Source organism: Streptomyces sp. NPDC015131, from assembly GCF_043079975.1.
GTDB lineage: Bacteria > Actinomycetota > Actinomycetes > Streptomycetales > Streptomycetaceae > Streptomyces.
Map to the genome: position 1 here is coordinate 601,700 of NZ_JBIBVB010000005.1, position 15,435 is coordinate 617,134.

The 15,435-nt window shown below is 74.5% G+C and carries 16 protein-coding genes and 1 tRNA gene; 4 read left to right on the forward strand and 13 right to left on the reverse strand.

Translation table 11 applies throughout. The features are described 5' to 3' along the window. From ACF08D_RS22910 to ACF08D_RS22930, 5 genes are all read right to left on the reverse strand, one after another. The gene (locus tag ACF08D_RS22910) at positions 1-165 is read right to left on the reverse strand and encodes a hypothetical protein (protein WP_392224640.1); all 165 of its coding nucleotides are present in this window, start codon (positions 163-165) and stop codon (positions 1-3) included. 353 nt (positions 166-518) lie between these two features. Continuing rightward, a tRNA-Ser gene (locus tag ACF08D_RS22915) sits at positions 519-606 on the reverse strand. Between the two features lie 94 nt (positions 607-700). Next, positions 701-1,138: a tRNA adenosine(34) deaminase TadA gene (tadA, locus tag ACF08D_RS22920; RefSeq protein ID WP_392224747.1), complete on the reverse strand. Its 438-nt coding sequence runs from the start codon at positions 1,136-1,138 to the stop codon at positions 701-703. A 264-nt stretch (positions 1,139-1,402) separates the two neighbouring features. Then, positions 1,403-1,933, reverse strand: a complete 531-nt coding sequence (locus tag ACF08D_RS22925; RefSeq protein ID WP_392224642.1) for a hypothetical protein — start codon at positions 1,931-1,933, stop codon at positions 1,403-1,405. Between the two features lie 150 nt (positions 1,934-2,083). After that, positions 2,084-2,287, reverse strand: a complete 204-nt coding sequence (locus ACF08D_RS22930) for a hypothetical protein (protein ID WP_392224644.1) — start codon at positions 2,285-2,287, stop codon at positions 2,084-2,086. An 84-nt stretch (positions 2,288-2,371) separates the two neighbouring features. Between ACF08D_RS22930 and upp the strand changes: the two genes are divergently transcribed. Further along, on the forward strand, positions 2,372-3,007 hold the full coding sequence (gene upp, locus ACF08D_RS22935; RefSeq protein ID WP_156693473.1) for a uracil phosphoribosyltransferase: 636 nt from the start codon (positions 2,372-2,374) through the stop codon (positions 3,005-3,007). Between the two features lie 108 nt (positions 3,008-3,115). Here the strand turns inward: upp and ACF08D_RS22940 are convergent, their stop codons facing one another. The 4 genes from ACF08D_RS22940 to ACF08D_RS22955 form a co-directional block, all read right to left on the reverse strand. Next, positions 3,116-3,745 carry a LytR C-terminal domain-containing protein gene (locus tag ACF08D_RS22940; RefSeq protein WP_392224646.1) on the reverse strand — a complete coding sequence of 210 codons (630 nt, stop codon included), beginning with the start codon at positions 3,743-3,745 and terminating at the stop codon, positions 3,116-3,118. A 157-nt stretch (positions 3,746-3,902) separates the two neighbouring features. Next, positions 3,903-4,199: a type II toxin-antitoxin system VapB family antitoxin gene (locus ACF08D_RS22945; protein ID WP_003999914.1), complete on the reverse strand. Its 297-nt coding sequence runs from the start codon at positions 4,197-4,199 to the stop codon at positions 3,903-3,905. Between the two features lie 154 nt (positions 4,200-4,353). After that, entirely contained in the window at positions 4,354-5,898 is a 1,545-nt protein-coding gene (locus ACF08D_RS22950; protein ID WP_392224749.1) for a M28 family metallopeptidase, read from the reverse strand. 138 nt (positions 5,899-6,036) lie between these two features. Further along, positions 6,037-6,690, reverse strand: coding sequence for an HhH-GPD-type base excision DNA repair protein (locus ACF08D_RS22955; RefSeq protein ID WP_392224648.1), 654 nt, complete (start codon positions 6,688-6,690; stop codon positions 6,037-6,039). Here ACF08D_RS22955 and ACF08D_RS22960 point away from each other — a divergent pair. Further along, positions 6,689-6,904, forward strand: a complete 216-nt coding sequence (locus ACF08D_RS22960; protein ID WP_392224650.1) for a hypothetical protein — start codon at positions 6,689-6,691, stop codon at positions 6,902-6,904. The genes ACF08D_RS22955 and ACF08D_RS22960 overlap by 2 nt on opposite strands. Here the strand turns inward: ACF08D_RS22960 and ACF08D_RS22965 are convergent. Both ACF08D_RS22965 and ACF08D_RS22970 read right to left on the reverse strand, forming a co-directional pair. Beyond that, a complete protein-coding gene (locus ACF08D_RS22965; RefSeq protein ID WP_392224651.1) occupies positions 6,868-8,109 on the reverse strand; it encodes an RNA polymerase sigma factor in 1,242 nt (413 codons plus the stop codon). The two genes, ACF08D_RS22960 and ACF08D_RS22965, sit on opposite strands and share 37 nt — an antisense overlap. A 5-nt stretch (positions 8,110-8,114) precedes the next feature. Continuing rightward, complete coding sequence (locus tag ACF08D_RS22970; RefSeq protein ID WP_392224653.1) at positions 8,115-8,534, reverse strand: YciI family protein; 420 nt, start codon at positions 8,532-8,534, stop codon at positions 8,115-8,117. A 313-nt stretch (positions 8,535-8,847) separates the two neighbouring features. On the opposite strand from ACF08D_RS22970, the gene ACF08D_RS22975 reads away from it, so the two are divergent. Further along, positions 8,848-10,215 (forward strand): hypothetical protein, encoded by a 1,368-nt coding sequence (locus ACF08D_RS22975; protein ID WP_392224655.1) that lies wholly within the window; start codon positions 8,848-8,850, stop codon positions 10,213-10,215. A 115-nt stretch (positions 10,216-10,330) separates the two neighbouring features. Then, the gene (locus ACF08D_RS22980) at positions 10,331-13,651 is read left to right on the forward strand and encodes a BTAD domain-containing putative transcriptional regulator (RefSeq protein WP_392224657.1); all 3,321 of its coding nucleotides are present in this window, start codon (positions 10,331-10,333) and stop codon (positions 13,649-13,651) included. Positions 13,652-13,673: 22 nt separating this feature from the next. Here ACF08D_RS22980 and ACF08D_RS22985 read toward each other — a convergent pair whose 3' ends face one another. Next, positions 13,674-13,877, reverse strand: a complete 204-nt coding sequence (locus ACF08D_RS22985) for a hypothetical protein (RefSeq protein WP_392224659.1) — start codon at positions 13,875-13,877, stop codon at positions 13,674-13,676. 121 nt (positions 13,878-13,998) lie between these two features. Further along, positions 13,999-15,354, reverse strand: coding sequence for an MFS transporter (locus ACF08D_RS22990; protein WP_392224661.1), 1,356 nt, complete (start codon positions 15,352-15,354; stop codon positions 13,999-14,001). Between the last annotated feature and the right edge of the window lie 81 nt (positions 15,355-15,435).

Consider the following 15,435-nt stretch of genomic DNA (forward strand, 5'->3'; position numbering starts at 1 on the left):
CTAGTTGACGAGCTGGGTCATGAAGTCGCCGACGCCCTGCGCGGCGCTCGAAATGCCCTCGAACCCTACCTGCACGAGGTCGGCCGCACGTTCGGGGGAGTTGATGATCGTGTACAGCACGAAGACGACGACGACGTACAGCGTGATCTTCTTGGCCTGCACCATCGACCCGGTCTCCCCGTCTCTCCCCTGTGATCCCCTCGGCGGTCGGGTGAGTCTAACCGAGCCTTTAAGGACCAAGGCCCCGCCGGTCCGGGCCCTTTGCCGGTCCGCCCGGCACCGGCCCGGAGGGAGGATGGACGGTGCGCCTCGCGGGCACGGCAGGAACCGCGGGGCGCGTGAACCGGCCCACTGCGGCCGTCCGCGCCGCATGCTTCCCCCCAGGGCGGCGCGGGCGTGAGGGACCGGTTCTCATCGGGGGGAGCGGCTTGTCCCCCCGATGCCGCTCCCCCCGTCCACCACCCGGACACACACGTAGGGCCCCGGCGCGCGATGCGCCGGGGCCCTACGTACAAGAGCGGTAGCGGAGGGATTTGAACCCTCGGTGACGGGTTACGCCACACTCGCTTTCGAGGCGAGCTCCTTCGGCCGCTCGGACACGCTACCGAGAGAGAGCTTAGCCCACAGGTGCCGCTACGAAGAAATCCGTTGTCGGGGACGTCGTCAGGGGCGGCGCCGGGAACGTCGTCAGGGGCGTGGGTCAGGGTGCCGCGCGGTCGCGGAAGAAGCGGGTGAGCTGGTCGGCGCACTCCTCCGCCAGCACCCCGCGGACCACCTCGGGCCGGTGGTTGAGCCGCCGGTCTCGTACGAGGTCCCAGAGCGAGCCGACCGCGCCCGCCTTCTCGTCCGCCGCCCCGAACACCAGCCGGTCCACCCGGGACTGGACGAGCGCGCCCGCGCACATCACGCACGGCTCCAGCGTGACGACCAGCGTGCAGCCGGTCAGCCGCCACTGCCCGTGCGCCCCGGCCGCCCGGCGCAGCGCCAGCACCTCGGCGTGCGCGGTCGGGTCGCCGGTCGCCTCCCGTTCGTTGTGACCGGTGGCGAGCACCGCGCCGTCCGGGCCGAGGACGACCGCGCCGACCGGCACGTCGCCGGCCAGCGCGGCCCGCCCGGCCTCCTCGATCGCCCGGCGCATGGCAGCCCGCCACGGCTCCCGGACGGGATCCGGCACGACGGTGCCGGATGCGTCCGGTGCGGTGGGTGCGTCCGGTGCGACGGGTGTTGTCGGTGAACTCGGTGAACTCGGTGAACTGGGTGTGGTTGGGGGGTTGGGCGGTGTCGGGGTGTCGGGTGTCATGGATCCGGTGCGGTCCACCGCGCCGGCGCGGTGGAGGGAGGTCGTGGGATGGATGGATGTCATGGTCCGCCGGCGGCCTCCGGGAGGCGCCGTGGCGTACGTCTAGCGCACGGTCTCCAGGATCTCCGCGGCGCCGAGGGCGTCCGCGATCTCGGACAGGGCGTCGGAGTCCAGCCTCAGCAGTTCCTTCTCGGACATGCCGAGGTCGGCCAGGACCAGCCGGTCGCCGACCGGCTCCGCGGGTACGGCCCCGGCCGTCACCGCCGATTCCTCCTCGTCGTCGTCCTCGTCCGGCTCCCCGTCCTCGGTGCCGTCGAGGTCCAGCGCGTCCAGGTCGGGGCCGTCGTCGTCCTGGTCGTCGCCCAGCAGTTCCTTGGTGAGGATCTCCCCGTACGCGGAGCGGGCGGCGGCCGCTCCGTCGGAGACGTAGATCCGAGGGTCGTCCTCACCCTCCACGCGGACGATGCCGAACCATGCGTCCTCCTGCTCGATGAAGACGATCACCGTGTCGTCGTCCACCGAGGCCTCGCGGGCCAGCTCGGTCAGATCCGACAGGGTCTCCACATCGTCGAGCTCTGTGTCGCTCGCTTCCCACCCGTCTTCGGTGCGCGCGAGCAGTGCGGCGAAGTACACCGTGACTCTCCCACTGATCAGAGGTGTGACGATCGGGCGGCACGCTCCTGAATGCCCCGCCCACTCGGCATCGTGGCAGATACATGGCCCTCAGGAAGGGTGTTCCGGTCTTGCGTCGTGCACCAGTCTGAGTCCGGTGCCCGGTCCGTGTCACCAGCGGAAGGTCCGCATCCGCATCTGCTGCCGCATCCGCGCGGCCCGCGCCCGGCGCGGCTGCACCCGGTCGCGCAGGGCCTTGGCCTCGTTCAGCTCGCGAAGGAACTGGGCGCGGCGGCGCCGGCGCTCGGCATCGCTCTCCAGGCGGTCCGGCGCCCGGCCGTCCGTCCTCCGCTCCGGCGCTTCCCCGTCCGGCATCGCGACCACCCCCAGGCTGGGTCCGTCCCTCCCACCTTCCCTCCGGGGCCGGGGATGATGCCAGTGCGGGCTACTGTGGGGGACATGCGGATCCACGTCGTCGACCACCCGCTGGTGGCGCACAAACTCACCACGCTGCGCGACAGGCGCACCGACTCCCCGACCTTCCGGCGGCTCGCCGACGAGCTGGTCACCCTGCTCGCGTACGAGGCCACCCGGGACGTGCGCACCGAGCAGGTCGACATCGAGACCCCGGTGACCCGGACGACGGGCGTGAAGCTGTCGAGCCCCAAGCCGCTGGTGGTGCCGATCCTGCGGGCGGGCCTCGGGATGCTCGACGGCATGGTGCGGCTGCTGCCGACGGCCGAGGTGGGCTTCCTCGGCATGATCCGCAACGAGGAGACGCTGGAGGCGTCCACCTACGCCACCCGGATGCCGGAGGACCTCTCCGGGCGCCAGGTGTACGTGCTGGACCCGATGCTGGCCACGGGCGGCACGCTGGTCGCCGCGATCCGCGAGCTGATCAAGCGGGGCGCCGACGACGTGACGGCGGTCGTGCTGCTGGCGGCCCCCGAGGGCGTCGAGGTCATGGAGCGGGAGCTGGCCGGTACGCCGGTGACCGTGGTGACGGCCTCGGTCGACGAGCGCCTCAACGAGCACGGCTACATCGTGCCGGGCCTCGGTGACGCGGGCGACCGGATGTACGGGACGGCCGAGTAGTACGCGGCGCGGGACCGCCCCGGCGCGGGGCCCGGCCGTCCGGCCGCGCGGGGCGGTCGGACCGCCCGGCCGTCCGGTGGTCCGGGTGCGCCGGTCCGGGTGCGCCGTTCAGCACTTCCCGGAGGGCGCGGGTGCGGGCTTGGCCAGGGCGGTCAGGGCCGCGGTCGCGTCCTTCGGTGCTGTCAGGCTCTTGAAGGCCGTGCCGATGACCAGGTCCACGTCGGCGGTGGGGCGCGTGTCGTTCTTGAGCGAGGCGCCCTTCAGCTGCGTACGCAGCACCGGGAGGGCGTTCTGGCCGGCCGCCGGGGCGCCGATCAGCAGCCCGGGGCCCGGGACCTTCTTGTCGTAGGCGGCCGGGGCGTTGCCCACCTTGCCGATGGCGAAGCCGCGCTTCTTCAGCTCGTCGGCGGTCGACTTGGCGAGGCCCGAGCGGGGCGTCGCGTTGTAGACGTTCACCGTGATCTGGGCGGGCTTGAGCGGGACGTGCACGGCGGTGACGGCCGCCTTGCGGGGCTTGCACGCGGGGCCCGCCGCGGTGCGCGCGCGGGCGTCCCCGCCACCCCCGCCGAAGACGTCGATGAGCTGGAGCGTTCCCCAGCCGGCCAGGCCGAGGGCGACCACTGCGGCGAGGGCCGCGACCACGATCCGGCGTCGGCGTCGCGGGCGGCGCATACGCGGGTAGGCATCACCCGTGATGCGGTATTTTCCGCCCATACCGGGGGGAGTGAGCATGCTCATGGGCGCAGCGTAATGCGACCCGGTGACTATGCCTACTAAACGATCAGCGGATGAGGGCCGGACGGGTGGTAATGGGCCCGAAAGGCTGACATCGCCGGGCGCGGCCGTCGGGCGGTGTACGCGCCGGGCGTCACCGGTCCGTATCGTGCCGGGTCGTTCAGTCCAGCTCGAGCACGCGGGCGTGGAGCACCTGGCGCTGCTGCAGGGCCGCGCGCACGGCGCGGTGCAGCCCGTCCTCCAGGTACAGGTCGCCCTGCCACTTCACGACGTGCGCGAAGAGGTCGCCGTAGAAGGTGGAGTCCTCGGCGAGGAGGGTTTCCAGGTCGAGCTGGCCCTTGGTCGTCACGAGCTGATCGAGGCGGACCGGGCGCGGCGCGACATCCGCCCACTGCCGGGTGCTTTCCCGGCCGTGGTCGGGATACGGCCGCCCGTTGCCGATGCGCTTGAAGATCACACGGAAAGCCTACCGGGCGAGCGGCCACCGGCGCAGCCTCGCGGCACCGGTGTGCTGCGGGATCCGGGACGACGGACGCCCCCGTCCGGGCCGCTGGGGCCGGGCGGGGGCGTCGCGGGGTGCCCGTGTCGTACCGTGCGGGCGATTTCTCCTGTTACTCGGTCACGTCGTGGTCGTGGCCGTCGTGCAGGCCGCCGCCGCTGCCCGCGTCGCCCTCGGTGGGGACGAACTCCACGGGCTTGCGCAGCGAGCTGAGGTCGTGCGCGTAGACGCCCACCGCGTTGGCGATGACGTCCACGTTGGCGTCGAACGCCGGCATGCTGACGTTCTTCAGGTCGTCGCACTTGGCGTGGTAGCACGCGTCGTACGCGACGCCCGCGGTGCCGCCGAACTTCTCCGCCTGCTTGGCCGTCTTGAGGCCCTCGGCGCCGGTGAAGGTGCCGCCGGACGGGATGCCGACCGCGATGAAGGGGCCGTAGTCGGAGCGGCCGGTGAAGTCGGTGCCCTCGTGCGGCAGGCCCCGCTTGTCCATGAACGCGTTGATGTCGCGCTCCAGCTGCGCGGAGCCGGTGGGGCCGGCGGGCTCGCCGACGCCGTCCGAGTTGTCGCCGTCGTACACGAACAGGCCGTAGTTCGGCGACGCGATCATGTCGAAGTTCAGGTAGAGCTTGATCTCCTTGCGGTCGAGCTCGCTGAGGTTCTCGACGTAGTGCTCGGAGCCGAGCAGGCCGTTCTCCTCGGCCGACCACCAGGCGAAGCGCACCTTGTTGGTGGGCTTCTCCTTGGACTTGGCCAGGTCGAGGGCGACTTCGAGCAGTCCGGCGGAGCCGGAGCCGTTGTCGTTGATGCCGGGGCCGGCGGTGACCGAGTCCAGGTGCGAGCCGAGCATCACGGTGTTGGCGGCGTTGCCGCGCGCGGTCTCCGCGATGACGTTGTTGGTGGTCCGCTTCTCCTGGAGCTGGCGGATCTCGAAGTTCACCTCGACCGGGCCCTTGGCCAGGTCGGCGACGAGCTTCTCACCGTCGGCCTGGGATATGCCACCGGTCGGGATCTTGCCGGCCTCGGGGCCGCCGAGGGTGCCGCCGACGGCGCCGGGGACGTTGTTGTACACGATCGCGCCGACCGCGCCCGCGGCGGCGGCCTGGGCCTGCTTGTCGGCGAAGGTGCAGCCGCCGCGCTTGATCAGGGCGATCTTGCCGGTGAAGGTGCCGGACGCGTAGTCGGCGGCCTCGCAGCCGGGCGTGGTGTCGTCGGCCGGGGCCGGGACGGCGGCGAGGCCGGCCTTGATGCCGCCCACGGGCGTCGACTTGGTGTACGTCATCGCCCCGATGGTGACGTCCCGCGGCGAGGGCGAGACGACCGCGAGCTTCTCGGCCTGGGTCTGGGTGTAGACGAACTCGAACTTCTGGTACGAGACCTGGTACCCGGCCTTCTTGAGCTGCTGGTACACGTACGCCGCCGAGGCGTCGTGCCCGAGCGAACCGGCCGCGCGGTGACCGCCGGCCGAGTCGGCTATCTGCTGGAACTTCTGGAGGTGCTGGTAGGCGTCCTTGGCGGACGCCTCGCGGACCAGCTTCCTGGACAGCTTCGCGGCGTCCTTCGCCGCCTCCTCGCCGGGGTTGTGCCGTCCGGCGGAGGCGGGGGATGCGGAAGCCAGCAGGAGCGGGGTCGCGAGTGCGGCTGCGGCCAGGGTGGCCACGGCTCTGCGATGGGATGCGTTCACAGAGGTCCTTCCCGGTGCGAACGAGGTTGAAGGGAAGCTAGCGATCTCCCACGCTCCTGTGAACAGATGTGCCGCAAGTCATGGCGCATTCCGTACGTTTGGCCAGGGAACATGTCACTCCGCCGCCGAAGTTCCCGGCTTCGTGGTCGATTTGGTCCTGTCGGTGGACGCCTTGGACGTGGGCGCGGTCTTCGCCGTCTTCGCCGCGCGCTTCGCCTCCTGCTTGTACGCGCGGACCCGGGCGAGCGACTCCGGCCCCGTGATGTCGGCGGCCGAACGGTACGCGCCCTCCTCGCCGTACGCGCCCGCCGCCTCCCGCCAGCCCCGGGGCCGTACGCCGTACTGCTTGCCCAGCAGCGCCAGGAAGATCTGCGCCTTCTGCCGGCCGAAGCCCGGCAGCGCGAGCAGCCGGTCCAGCAGCTCCCGGCCGTCGGCGGCATCCGCCCACACGGCCGCCGCGTCCCCGCCGTACTCGTCCACCAGGTACCGGCACAGCTGCTGCACCCGCTTCGCCATCGCGCCCGGGTAGCGGTGCACCGCGGGCTTCGCCGACAGCAGCGCGGCGAAGGACTCCGGGTCGTACGCGGCGATCTCGTGCGCGTCCAGGTCGTCGCCGCCCAGCCGCCGGGCGATCGTGAACGGGCCGGAAAACGCCCACTCCATGGGCACCTGCTGGTCCAGGAGCATGCCGACGAGCGCGGCGAGCGGGCTGCGGCCCAGCAGTTCGTCGGCCTCCGGTTGCTGTGCGAGGTGGATCGTGGTGGTCATGATCCGATCATCGCGCCGGTCGCGGCGCCCCGCACGGCGGGAAGCCCCGCACGACGGGCGCTACGCCCGCAGGCGGGCCGAGGCCCCGCAGGACACGACCTACGCCCGCAGGCGGGCCGAGGCCCCGCACGACACGGCCTACGCCCGCAGGCGGGCCGAGGCCCCGCACGACACGGCCTACGCCCGCAGGCGGGCCGCCCGCATGCGCAGGTAGCGGGCCTCCGGTTCGCTGAGCGTCCCGGAGGCGGCGGCCCGGTAGGCGGCCCGCGCGCCCTCGGTGTCGCCCGCCCGCTCCAGCAGGTGCGCCCGCACCGCGTCCAGCCGGTGGTGGCCCGCGAGCCGGGGCTCCAGCGCGGCGAGGGCGGCGAGGCCCGCCTCCGGCCCGTCCACCATGGCGACCGCCACCGCGCGGCCCAGCTCCGCCATCGGGTCCGGCTCCGGGGCGCCGCGCAGGAGCAGGTCGTACAGCGCCAGGATCTGCGGCCAGTCGGTGTCCTCGGCCCGCTCCGCCTCGTCGTGCAGCGCGGCGATGGCCGCCTGGAGCTGGTACGCCCCGGCCGGCCCCTCCGCGAGGGCCTCCTCCACCAGGGCGGTGCCCTCCGCGACGGCCTCCCGGTCCCACCGGGTGCGGTCCTGCTCGTCGAGCGGGATCAGCTCGCCGTGCGGACCGGTGCGCGCGGCGCTGCGGGCCTCGGTGAGCAGCATCAGCGCCAGCAGCCCGGTGACCGCCCCCTCGCGCGGCAGCAGGCGGCGCACCGCGCGGGTGAGGCGGATCGCCTCGCGGGCGAGGTCGGCGCGGTGCAGGGTGCGGCCGGAGGTCGCCGTATGGCCCTCGTTGAAGATCAGGTACAGCACCTGGAGGACGGCGGCCAGCCGCTGGTCGCGGTCCTCGCGGCCGGGCGGGCGGAAGGGGACGCCCCGCAGCCTGCGCTTCGCCCGGCTGATGCGCTGGGCCATCGTCGCCTCGGGCACCAGATGGGCGCGGGCGATCTCGGCGGTGGTCAGGCCGCCCACCGCGCGCAGGGTCAGCGCGACCTGCGCGGCGGGCGTCAGCTCCGGGTGGCAGCACAGGAAGAGCAGCGTGAGGGTGTCGTCCTCGGACGGGGCGCGGCCCTCGCCGGGCGGGGGCGCGGTGAAGGCGTCCCGGGGCGTGAGCGCGGCCTGCCGCTCCTCCCGCCGGCGGCGCGCCTCGTCCGCCCGGAGCTGGTCCGTCAGGCGGCGCGCGGCCACCCGGATCAGCCAGCCGCGCGGATTGTCCGGCACGCCGCTGCCGGGCCACTGCCGCGCGGCGGCGAGCAGGGCCTCCTGCACGGCGTCCTCGGCCGCGTCGAAGTGCCCGTACCGGCGGACGAGCGCGCCGAGGACCTGCGGCGCGTGGTGGCGCAGCAGGTCCTCGGTCCGGGGGGAGGGGGTCGCCACCGGGGCTACGCGGGCAGCTCCGGGCCCTCTTCCATGATCGGCCGGATGACGACCGGGTACTCGGGCGCGCCCTCGGGCTGCGGGCAGCGGGCGATCCGCGCCGCGATCTCGGTGACGCGGTCGAGGCTCTCGCAGTCCAGCACCCAGTAGCCGGCCAGCAGCTCCTTGGTCTCGCCGTACGGCCCGTCGGTGATCACGGGCCGGCCGTCCTCGCCCAGGCTGACGAACCGGGTCTGCCGCGGCTCGGCGAGCCCCTGGCCGTCGACCATCTCGCCGGACTCGGCGAGGTCGTTGTTGATGTCCTCCATGAAGGCGAACATCTTCCGCATGTCCTCCTCGCTCCAGGCGGGGCTGTCCGGGGAGGCCTTGCCGCTCATCGCCTCGTAGTCCGCCTGCGTGCCCTGCACCATCACCAGGTACTTCATGGTGGTCCGTTCCTCTCTTCTCTCTTCGCGATGCTCTTCGCGGTTCTCCGCGCGTTCACAGGGGACGTCGGAGCCGGTGCCGCGCTCTCGACACCGGATGTACGGCGGGATGCGGAAAAGGTGATGACAAGCCTCACAGAAGCACCCGGGACGGGGAGGGCAACTGCACCGCTTGGCGGTGTTTGTCGCTCGCGGGAGAACGGAGGCGCGCCCAATGGGGCGACAAACGCCTTCACCCGCCACCGGACCGGTCATACGATCATCGCCGGTTCGCAGGACGGCGAGCCGCTTCCCTCCTGACCAAAGGGCTCCTGTGAAGATCCGCCGTATCCTCGCGACGGCCGTCGTCGCCGCCGTCACCGCGCCCGCCGCCCTGATCTCCGCCACCCCCGCCGCCGCGGCGGACGCGCGGACGGACGCGTACGCGGCGCCCGCCGCGCCCACGGCCACCGCGCCGACCGCGGCCGGTTCACCCGCCGCCGGTTCGCCCGCGCCGCGCCCGGCGGAGAGGCCCCTCGGCCGGGCGCTCCCGGCCGCCGGCGCCGCCAAGCCCTCCCTGACCGAGCTGGAGAAGGCCGCCCTGGCGGCCGGCAAGGCGTACGACGACGCGGTCGCCGCCGAGGCCGCCGCGCTCCAGGCGCTCCACGCCCTCCAGGCCGACGACGCGCCCCTCCGCAAGGCGTGGACGGACGCCAAGAAGGAGGCCGCGACCGCCACCGCCGCGAGGAAGGCGGCCGACACCGCGCTCGCCGACGCCCGGGCCGCGCTCGCCGCGCTGCCCGGCACCGCCACGGAGGCCGAACGTACCGCCGCCGACAAGGCCGTGGCGGACGCCCTGGCCGCCGCCGAGGCCGCCGCCACGACCGAGGCGGAGGCCCTCGCTGCCGCCGAGAAGGCGGGCACCGCCTGGAGCGACGCGATGGTCGCCGCGTCCCGGCGCATCCACCTGGCGCGCGAGGACAAGCAGAAGGCGCTCGCCGCCAAGGAGACCGCCGACAAGGCGCTCGCCGACGCGAAGGCGGAGGCCGGGGCGGGCGCGTGCGTCCCCGAGGACCGGCTCACGGTCGCGGCCACCGGACTGCCCGCGAAGATCCCGGCCGGTACGACGGTCGACTTCACCGTCCGCGTCACCAACGGCACCGGCCGGACCCTCGACGAGGTCTGGCCGTACGTCGAGGCCGAGGCGTCCGGCGGCCCGCTGGACGTCCAGTGGTCCACGGCCGCCTCGCCCGCGTGGCAGGACGCGGACGCCGACCACTTCGCCGGGGCCGTCGAGAAGCTGGCGGCCGGCGCCCACGCGGACGTCAGGCTGCGGCTGAAGATGCCCGCCGCGACCCCGGCGGGCCCGGGCACCGTGGGCCTCGCCGCCGACTACCTCAACGACGACGAGTCGTGCGGCCGGATGCCGCAGTTGCTGGAGTACGCCTTCGACGTCACCGCCGCGGCGCCCGCGCCCGGCCCGACCGCGACCCCGGCGGCCACGCCCGGCCCCCAGGCCCAGGGCTCGGTGTCCACCGGACCGGTCACCACCGGCACCACCACGGCCACCTCCGGCAGCCTGGCCGCCACCGGTTCCTCCTCCGCCCTGCCGGAGCTCGCCCTCGCCGCCGCCTCGGCCGTGGCCGTCGGCGCGGGCGCCGTCCTCGCGGCGGGCCGCCGCCGGGCCCGTACCGGCGACTGACGGCACCGCCCGGCTCGTTTGCGCTGATCAGGACCGGACGAGCCGGGGGTCCGCACCCTTGCCACGGGCACCCTCCGCACTAGGATCGCGCCAGGAGAGGGGGGCGCGTGTGGCCATGGGGGCAGGTCTTCGTTTTCACGTCCTCGGCACGGTGGAGGGCTGGTACGCGGGCACGCGGCTGCGCCTCGGCGGTGTGATCCAGGAGCGTGTTCTCGCCACCCTGCTCCTCGAACACGGGCGGGTCGTCCCCGTCGCACGGCTCGTCGAGGCCGCCTGGGACGAGACACCGCCCTCCAGCGCCGGGCACCAGGTGCGCAAGGCGGTCTCCGACCTGCGCCGGCGCGTCCCGGGCGGCGCGGAGGTCCTGGTCACGGACGGCCCCGGATACCGCGCCGACAGCTCCGTGCTGGAGCTGGACCTGATCGAGTTCGCCGGCGAACTGCGCGCCGCGCGGGAGGCCGTCCCGCTCGGGAGGCGGCGGGAGGCCGCCGACGCGCTGGGCCGGGCGCTGGCGCTGTGGCGCGGGCCGGTGATGGCGGGGCGCGGCGGGCGGGTGATCGAGGCGGCGGCGGCCGTGTGGGAGGAACGCCGGCTGGCCGCCGCCGAGCAGTACTACGAGCTGCGCCTCGCCCTGGGGGAGGCCGGGGACCTGGTGGGCGACCTGCGCGGGCTGGTGTCCCAGTACCCGCTGCGGGAGGGGCTGCGGGGGCATCTGATGCTGGCCCTGCACCGGTCCGGCCGGGGCGCGGAGGCGCTGGAGGAGTTCCGTACGGTACGGGCGCTGCTGGCCGACGAGCTGGGCATCGACCCCGGGGCGGGACTGGTGGCCCTGCACGAGCGGATGCTCCGGGAGGACCCGTCGCTCGCGGCGCCCCTGTGGAGTGGCGGTGCGGCCCCGGTCCCCTCGGGGAGCGCGGGGGGCGCCGGAGGCGTCGGTGGCTCCCGGGGCCTCGGGGACCCGGCGGGTGCGGGGGACGCGGGGGATGCGCCCGGCCCGGGGCCCGTAGCGGTGGCCGGTCCAGGGCCCGTGGCGGCGCCCGGTCCGGTGGCGGCGGCCGGTCCGGGTGTGGGCCCGGGTTCCGTGGCGGCGGCCGGTCCGGTGGCGGCGGCCGGTCCGGGTGCGGCCCCGGGTTCCGTGGCGGCGCCCGGCCCCGTCGCGGCGCCCGGTCCCGACCAGCCGCAGGGCGTGCGGGCCCTGCCGTACGACCTCCCCGACTTCACCGGCCGCGACGACGAGTTGGAGCTGCTCCTCGCCCACGCCCGCCGGCCCGGCGGCGAGTCGACGCGCGTCATCGCCATCGACGGCATGGGCGGCGCCGGGAAGACCGCCCTGGCCGTGCACGCCGCCCACCGGCTCGCCCCGCACTACCCCGACGGCCAGCTCCACATCGACCTGCGCGGCTTCTCGCCCGCCGAGAGCCCCTACGGTCCGGGCGCCGCCCTGGAGAGCCTGCTGCGCGGGCTCGGGCTGCCCGACCGGCCGCTGCCGGAGGGTGTGCAGGAGCGGGCCCGGGTGTGGCGGGCGGCGCTGGCCGGCAAGCGCGTGCTGATCCTGCTGGACAACGCCGCCGACACCGCCCAGGTCCTGCCCCTGCTGCCCGCGTCGCCGGGCTGTCTGGTGCTGGTCACCAGCCGGGCCCGGCTGGTGGACCTCGACGGCGCCGAGTGGTTCTCCATCGGCATGCTCGCGCCCGCCGACAGCGCCGCGCTGCTCGCCGAGACGCTCGGCTCCGCCCGTACCGCCGCCGAGCCGGACGCCGTCGCCGAACTGGCCGAGCTGTGCGGCCGGTTGCCCCTCGCCCTGCGGATCGCCGCCGCCCGGCTGCGCAACCGGCCCCGGTGGACCGTGCGCCACCTGGTGGAGCGGCTGCGGCACGAGACCCGGCGGCTGGACGAGCTGAGCGCCGGGCAGCGCAGCGTCACGGCCGCGCTGGAGCTGTCGTACCAGGCGCTCGGGGCCCGGCAGCGGGCGGTGTTCCAGCTGCTCGGGCAGCACCCGGGCACGGAGATCGACGTCTGGTCGGCGGCGGCGCTGGCGGGCGTCCCGGCCCGGGACGTCGAGGGCGTCCTGGAACACCTGCTGGACGTCCACCTCCTCCAGCAGCACACGGAGGAGCTGTACACCTTCCACGACCTGGTCCGCAGCTTCGCCCGGTCCCTGCGCACCCCCGGGGACGACGCCTCCGGGGACGGCACTCCCGGGAGCGGGAGCGGCGGGGACGACGAGGAGGGCGCCGGGATCGTGGCCGGCCGCCTCCTCCCGTACTACCTGGGGGCGACGGAGGCCGCGTGCGCGGTGCTGTTCCCCGACCGGCTGCGCTACCCCACGGGCGTCAGGGTGCCGGCCGAGCTGCCGGTCTTCACCGGCGCGCACGACGCGCTGGCGTGGTTCGACCGCGAGCAGCACGCGATCCGGGCGGCCCTGGACCGGGCGGGGGACGTGGCCGACCCCGCCTGCACGCTCCACCTCTCCCGGAACCTGGCCTTCTACTTCTATACGCGCAGCCGGGTGGAGGAGCAGGCGGCGCAGGGCGTGGCCGCCGTCCGCGCCGCCCGGCGCCTGGGCGACCCCACGCTGCTCAGCCTGAGCCTGAACAACCTGGCCGTGGCGCACTGGCGACTGGGGCGGTTCACCGACGGGGTGGCCGCCGCGTCCGAGGCGCTGGAGATCTCCCGGCGGACCGGCGACCGGCAGCACGAGGCGATCAGCGTCGGGCGGCTCGGCCTCCTGCACAGCGCCCTCGGCGACCTCGGCACCGCCCAGCGGTACCTGGAACGGGCGGTGGTGCTGCGCCGGGAGAGCGGCGACGAGGTCGGCGAGGCCGAGAGCTGGACCAACCTCAGCCCGGTGCACCGCTGGTTCGGCCGCTTCGCCGAGGCCGCCGGGGCGGCGCGGCGGGCGGTGTCCATCAACCGGCGGATCGGCTCGTACGACAACGAGAAGATGGCCCTGATCGAGCTGGCCGCCACCCACCTCGCCACCGGCGACGCGCGCGAGGCGCTGGACACGCTCGAACGGGCGCTGGCGCTCGCCGACGAGACGCGCAGGTCGGAGAACCACGCCCTGGCCCTGGCGTTCGCCGCCGAGGCCCGGCTCTCGCTCGGCGACCGGGACCGCGCGCTCGCGGACGCCGGCCGCGCGCTGGACCTGGTGGCCCGCTCGGGGGCGCGGCTGCGCTCCGCCGAGGTCGAGAACATCGTGGGCCGGGTCCACCGCCGGAGCGGGGACCCGGCCGGGGCGCTGCGGCTGCACACCAGCGCGCTGCGGCGCTGCACGGACCTCGGCTACCGGGTGGAAGCCGCCTGCGCGCTGGCGGGCCTGGCGCGCGCCGCCGAGGAGGCGGGGGACACCCGGGCGGCCGGGGAGCACCGGCGCGCGGCCGACGCGCTCCTGGACGACCTGGGCGTACCGGCCGCGCACCGCGCCTGGGCCTGACGGCGGCGCACCGTGCCCGGGCCTACGCCCCGGTGGCGGTCCGGGGCGCGAGCGGCTGCCGGGGCTTCGGGCCGGACGGCCCCTCGTCGCCCGCGAGCACCTGGGCGGTCGCGCCGGAGGCCGGTCCGTCGTACGCGGTCCAAGCCGCCGTCGCCGTACCCCCCACCGCGACCGCGAACACCATGGCGATCGCCCCGGCCGTCGTTCTGGCCACCTTGCTCCGCATGTCCCACCCCTTGGATCAGTACGTTCCGGATCAGTACCTTGGCTTGTTCCTGGCACTCCGGATACTGCTGGGGCGAGTTCCCGAACGGGTCCCCTTCGCTTCCCCCTCTTCCGTACGCCGGTCAGGACGTCGTCGTCACGGTGGCCCGCTCGTGCGCCTGCTCCTCCTGCTCCTGCTCCCGCTGCTCCGCGGGCTGCTGCTCCGCGGGCTTGTCCTCCGCGCCGAGCGACCGCAGGTCGACCCAGCGCACCGTGGCCAGCGTCAGCAGGACGGGCAGGACCCCGCCGAGCACGAACAGCCAGATGACGAAGGAGCGGTCCGGGCTCAGGCCGGCCAGGACCGCCGACAGCGGGACGAGGGCGAGGGACCCCAGCCAGTCGATGCTGATGACCCGCCCCCGTACGGCACTGGGCACCGAGGTCTGGACGAGGGTCGACCAGTAGACGTTGCCGACGGTGGAGAAGAACCCGTACATCGCGCCCAGCGGCAGCAGCATCCAGAAGGACGGGACGAAGACCATCAGCGCGAGCGGGGCGGCGCCGGCCGTCCAGGCCAGCAGCATCCGGCGCGGGTAGTCGCGGGGCGGCCGGTGCGAGGCGAGCAGCATCGACGCGACCACCGCGGCGATGCCGGTGACCGCGATCAGGGTGCCGTAGTCGCGGGCGTCGCCGCCCAGGTCGTTGTGGATGACGAACGGCAGCAGGACCTGCCGCGGACCCGACTGGAGCAGCAGGACGAGCCCGGACCAGACGATGAGGACCCAGAGCCAGCGCTCGCTGAACAGATACCGCAGCGCCTCGCGGTACGGGACACCGTCGGCCCCGGCCGTCCCTGCCCCGGCCGTCCCGGTCCCGGACTCCTCGTCGGCGGTGGCGGTGTGCGACCGGGGCACGACGATCATCGCCACGCACGCCGCCGCGACACCGAAGCTGAGCGCGTTCAGCACGATGATGCTCAGCGCGTCGATCAGCGAGATGAGCACGCCGCCGACCGCCGGGCCGATCATCCGGACGGCCAGGGACCGGACGACCGACTCCAGCGCGTTCGCGGCGTGCAGGGCGTCCATGGGCACCAGGTCGGGGGTGAAGGCGTCGGACGCCGGGCCGCTGATCGCCGCCGCCGCGCCCAGGACGAACGCCGCGCCGACCAGCTGCCAGATCTCCAGACGCCCCGTCAGATGGACGGCGGCGAGCGCGGCCAGGACGGTGAAGGCCGCCGCGTACGACCAGCCGATGACCCGTTTGCGCGGGTAGCGGTCGGCGAGGGCGCCGCCGATCAGGACGCAGGAGATGAGGCCGACCGACTCGGCTCCCACCACCATCGCCAGGTCGGAGCTGTCGCCGCCCAGCTCCATGGCGACCCAGGGCAGGGCGACCAGCCAGACGCCGTCCCCGAGCATGCTGATGACGAACGAGACGAAGAGCAGCCGGTAGTTCCGGTGCCGCAGCGGGGCGAGTGACGTGGACAGGGACAGCATCGGATTCCCAACTCCGGGAGGGCGTCTGAGGGGTGCGCGACGGGCAACGCGTGGCGCCGTGGGCGCGGCCGGCGGTGTCGC

Excerpts from the sequence above, each read along its gene's own strand:
- ACF08D_RS22910 (WP_392224640.1), bottom strand. The coding sequence starts at position 165 with ATGGTGCAGGCCAAGAAGATCACGCTGTACGTCGTCGTCGTCTTCGTG.
- tadA (WP_392224747.1), bottom strand. The coding sequence starts at position 1,138 with ATGCGCCGGGCGATCGAGGAGGCCGGGCGGGCCGCGCTGGCCGGCGAC.
- ACF08D_RS22930 (WP_392224644.1), bottom strand. The coding sequence starts at position 2,287 with ATGCCGGACGGGGAAGCGCCGGAGCGGAGGACGGACGGCCGGGCGCCG.
- upp (WP_156693473.1), top strand. The coding sequence starts at position 2,372 with ATGCGGATCCACGTCGTCGACCACCCGCTGGTGGCGCACAAACTCACC.
- ACF08D_RS22940 (WP_392224646.1), bottom strand. The coding sequence starts at position 3,745 with ATGAGCATGCTCACTCCCCCCGGTATGGGCGGAAAATACCGCATCACG.
- ACF08D_RS22960 (WP_392224650.1), top strand. The coding sequence starts at position 6,689 with ATGATCCGATCATCGCGCCGGTCGCGGCGCCCCGCACGGCGGGAAGCC.
- ACF08D_RS22955 (WP_392224648.1), bottom strand. The coding sequence starts at position 6,690 with ATGACCACCACGATCCACCTCGCACAGCAACCGGAGGCCGACGAACTG.
- ACF08D_RS22970 (WP_392224653.1), bottom strand. The coding sequence starts at position 8,534 with ATGAAGTACCTGGTGATGGTGCAGGGCACGCAGGCGGACTACGAGGCG.
- ACF08D_RS22980 (WP_392224657.1), top strand. The coding sequence starts at position 10,331 with ATGGGGGCAGGTCTTCGTTTTCACGTCCTCGGCACGGTGGAGGGCTGG.
- ACF08D_RS22985 (WP_392224659.1), bottom strand. The coding sequence starts at position 13,877 with ATGCGGAGCAAGGTGGCCAGAACGACGGCCGGGGCGATCGCCATGGTG.
- ACF08D_RS22990 (WP_392224661.1), bottom strand. The coding sequence starts at position 15,354 with ATGCTGTCCCTGTCCACGTCACTCGCCCCGCTGCGGCACCGGAACTAC.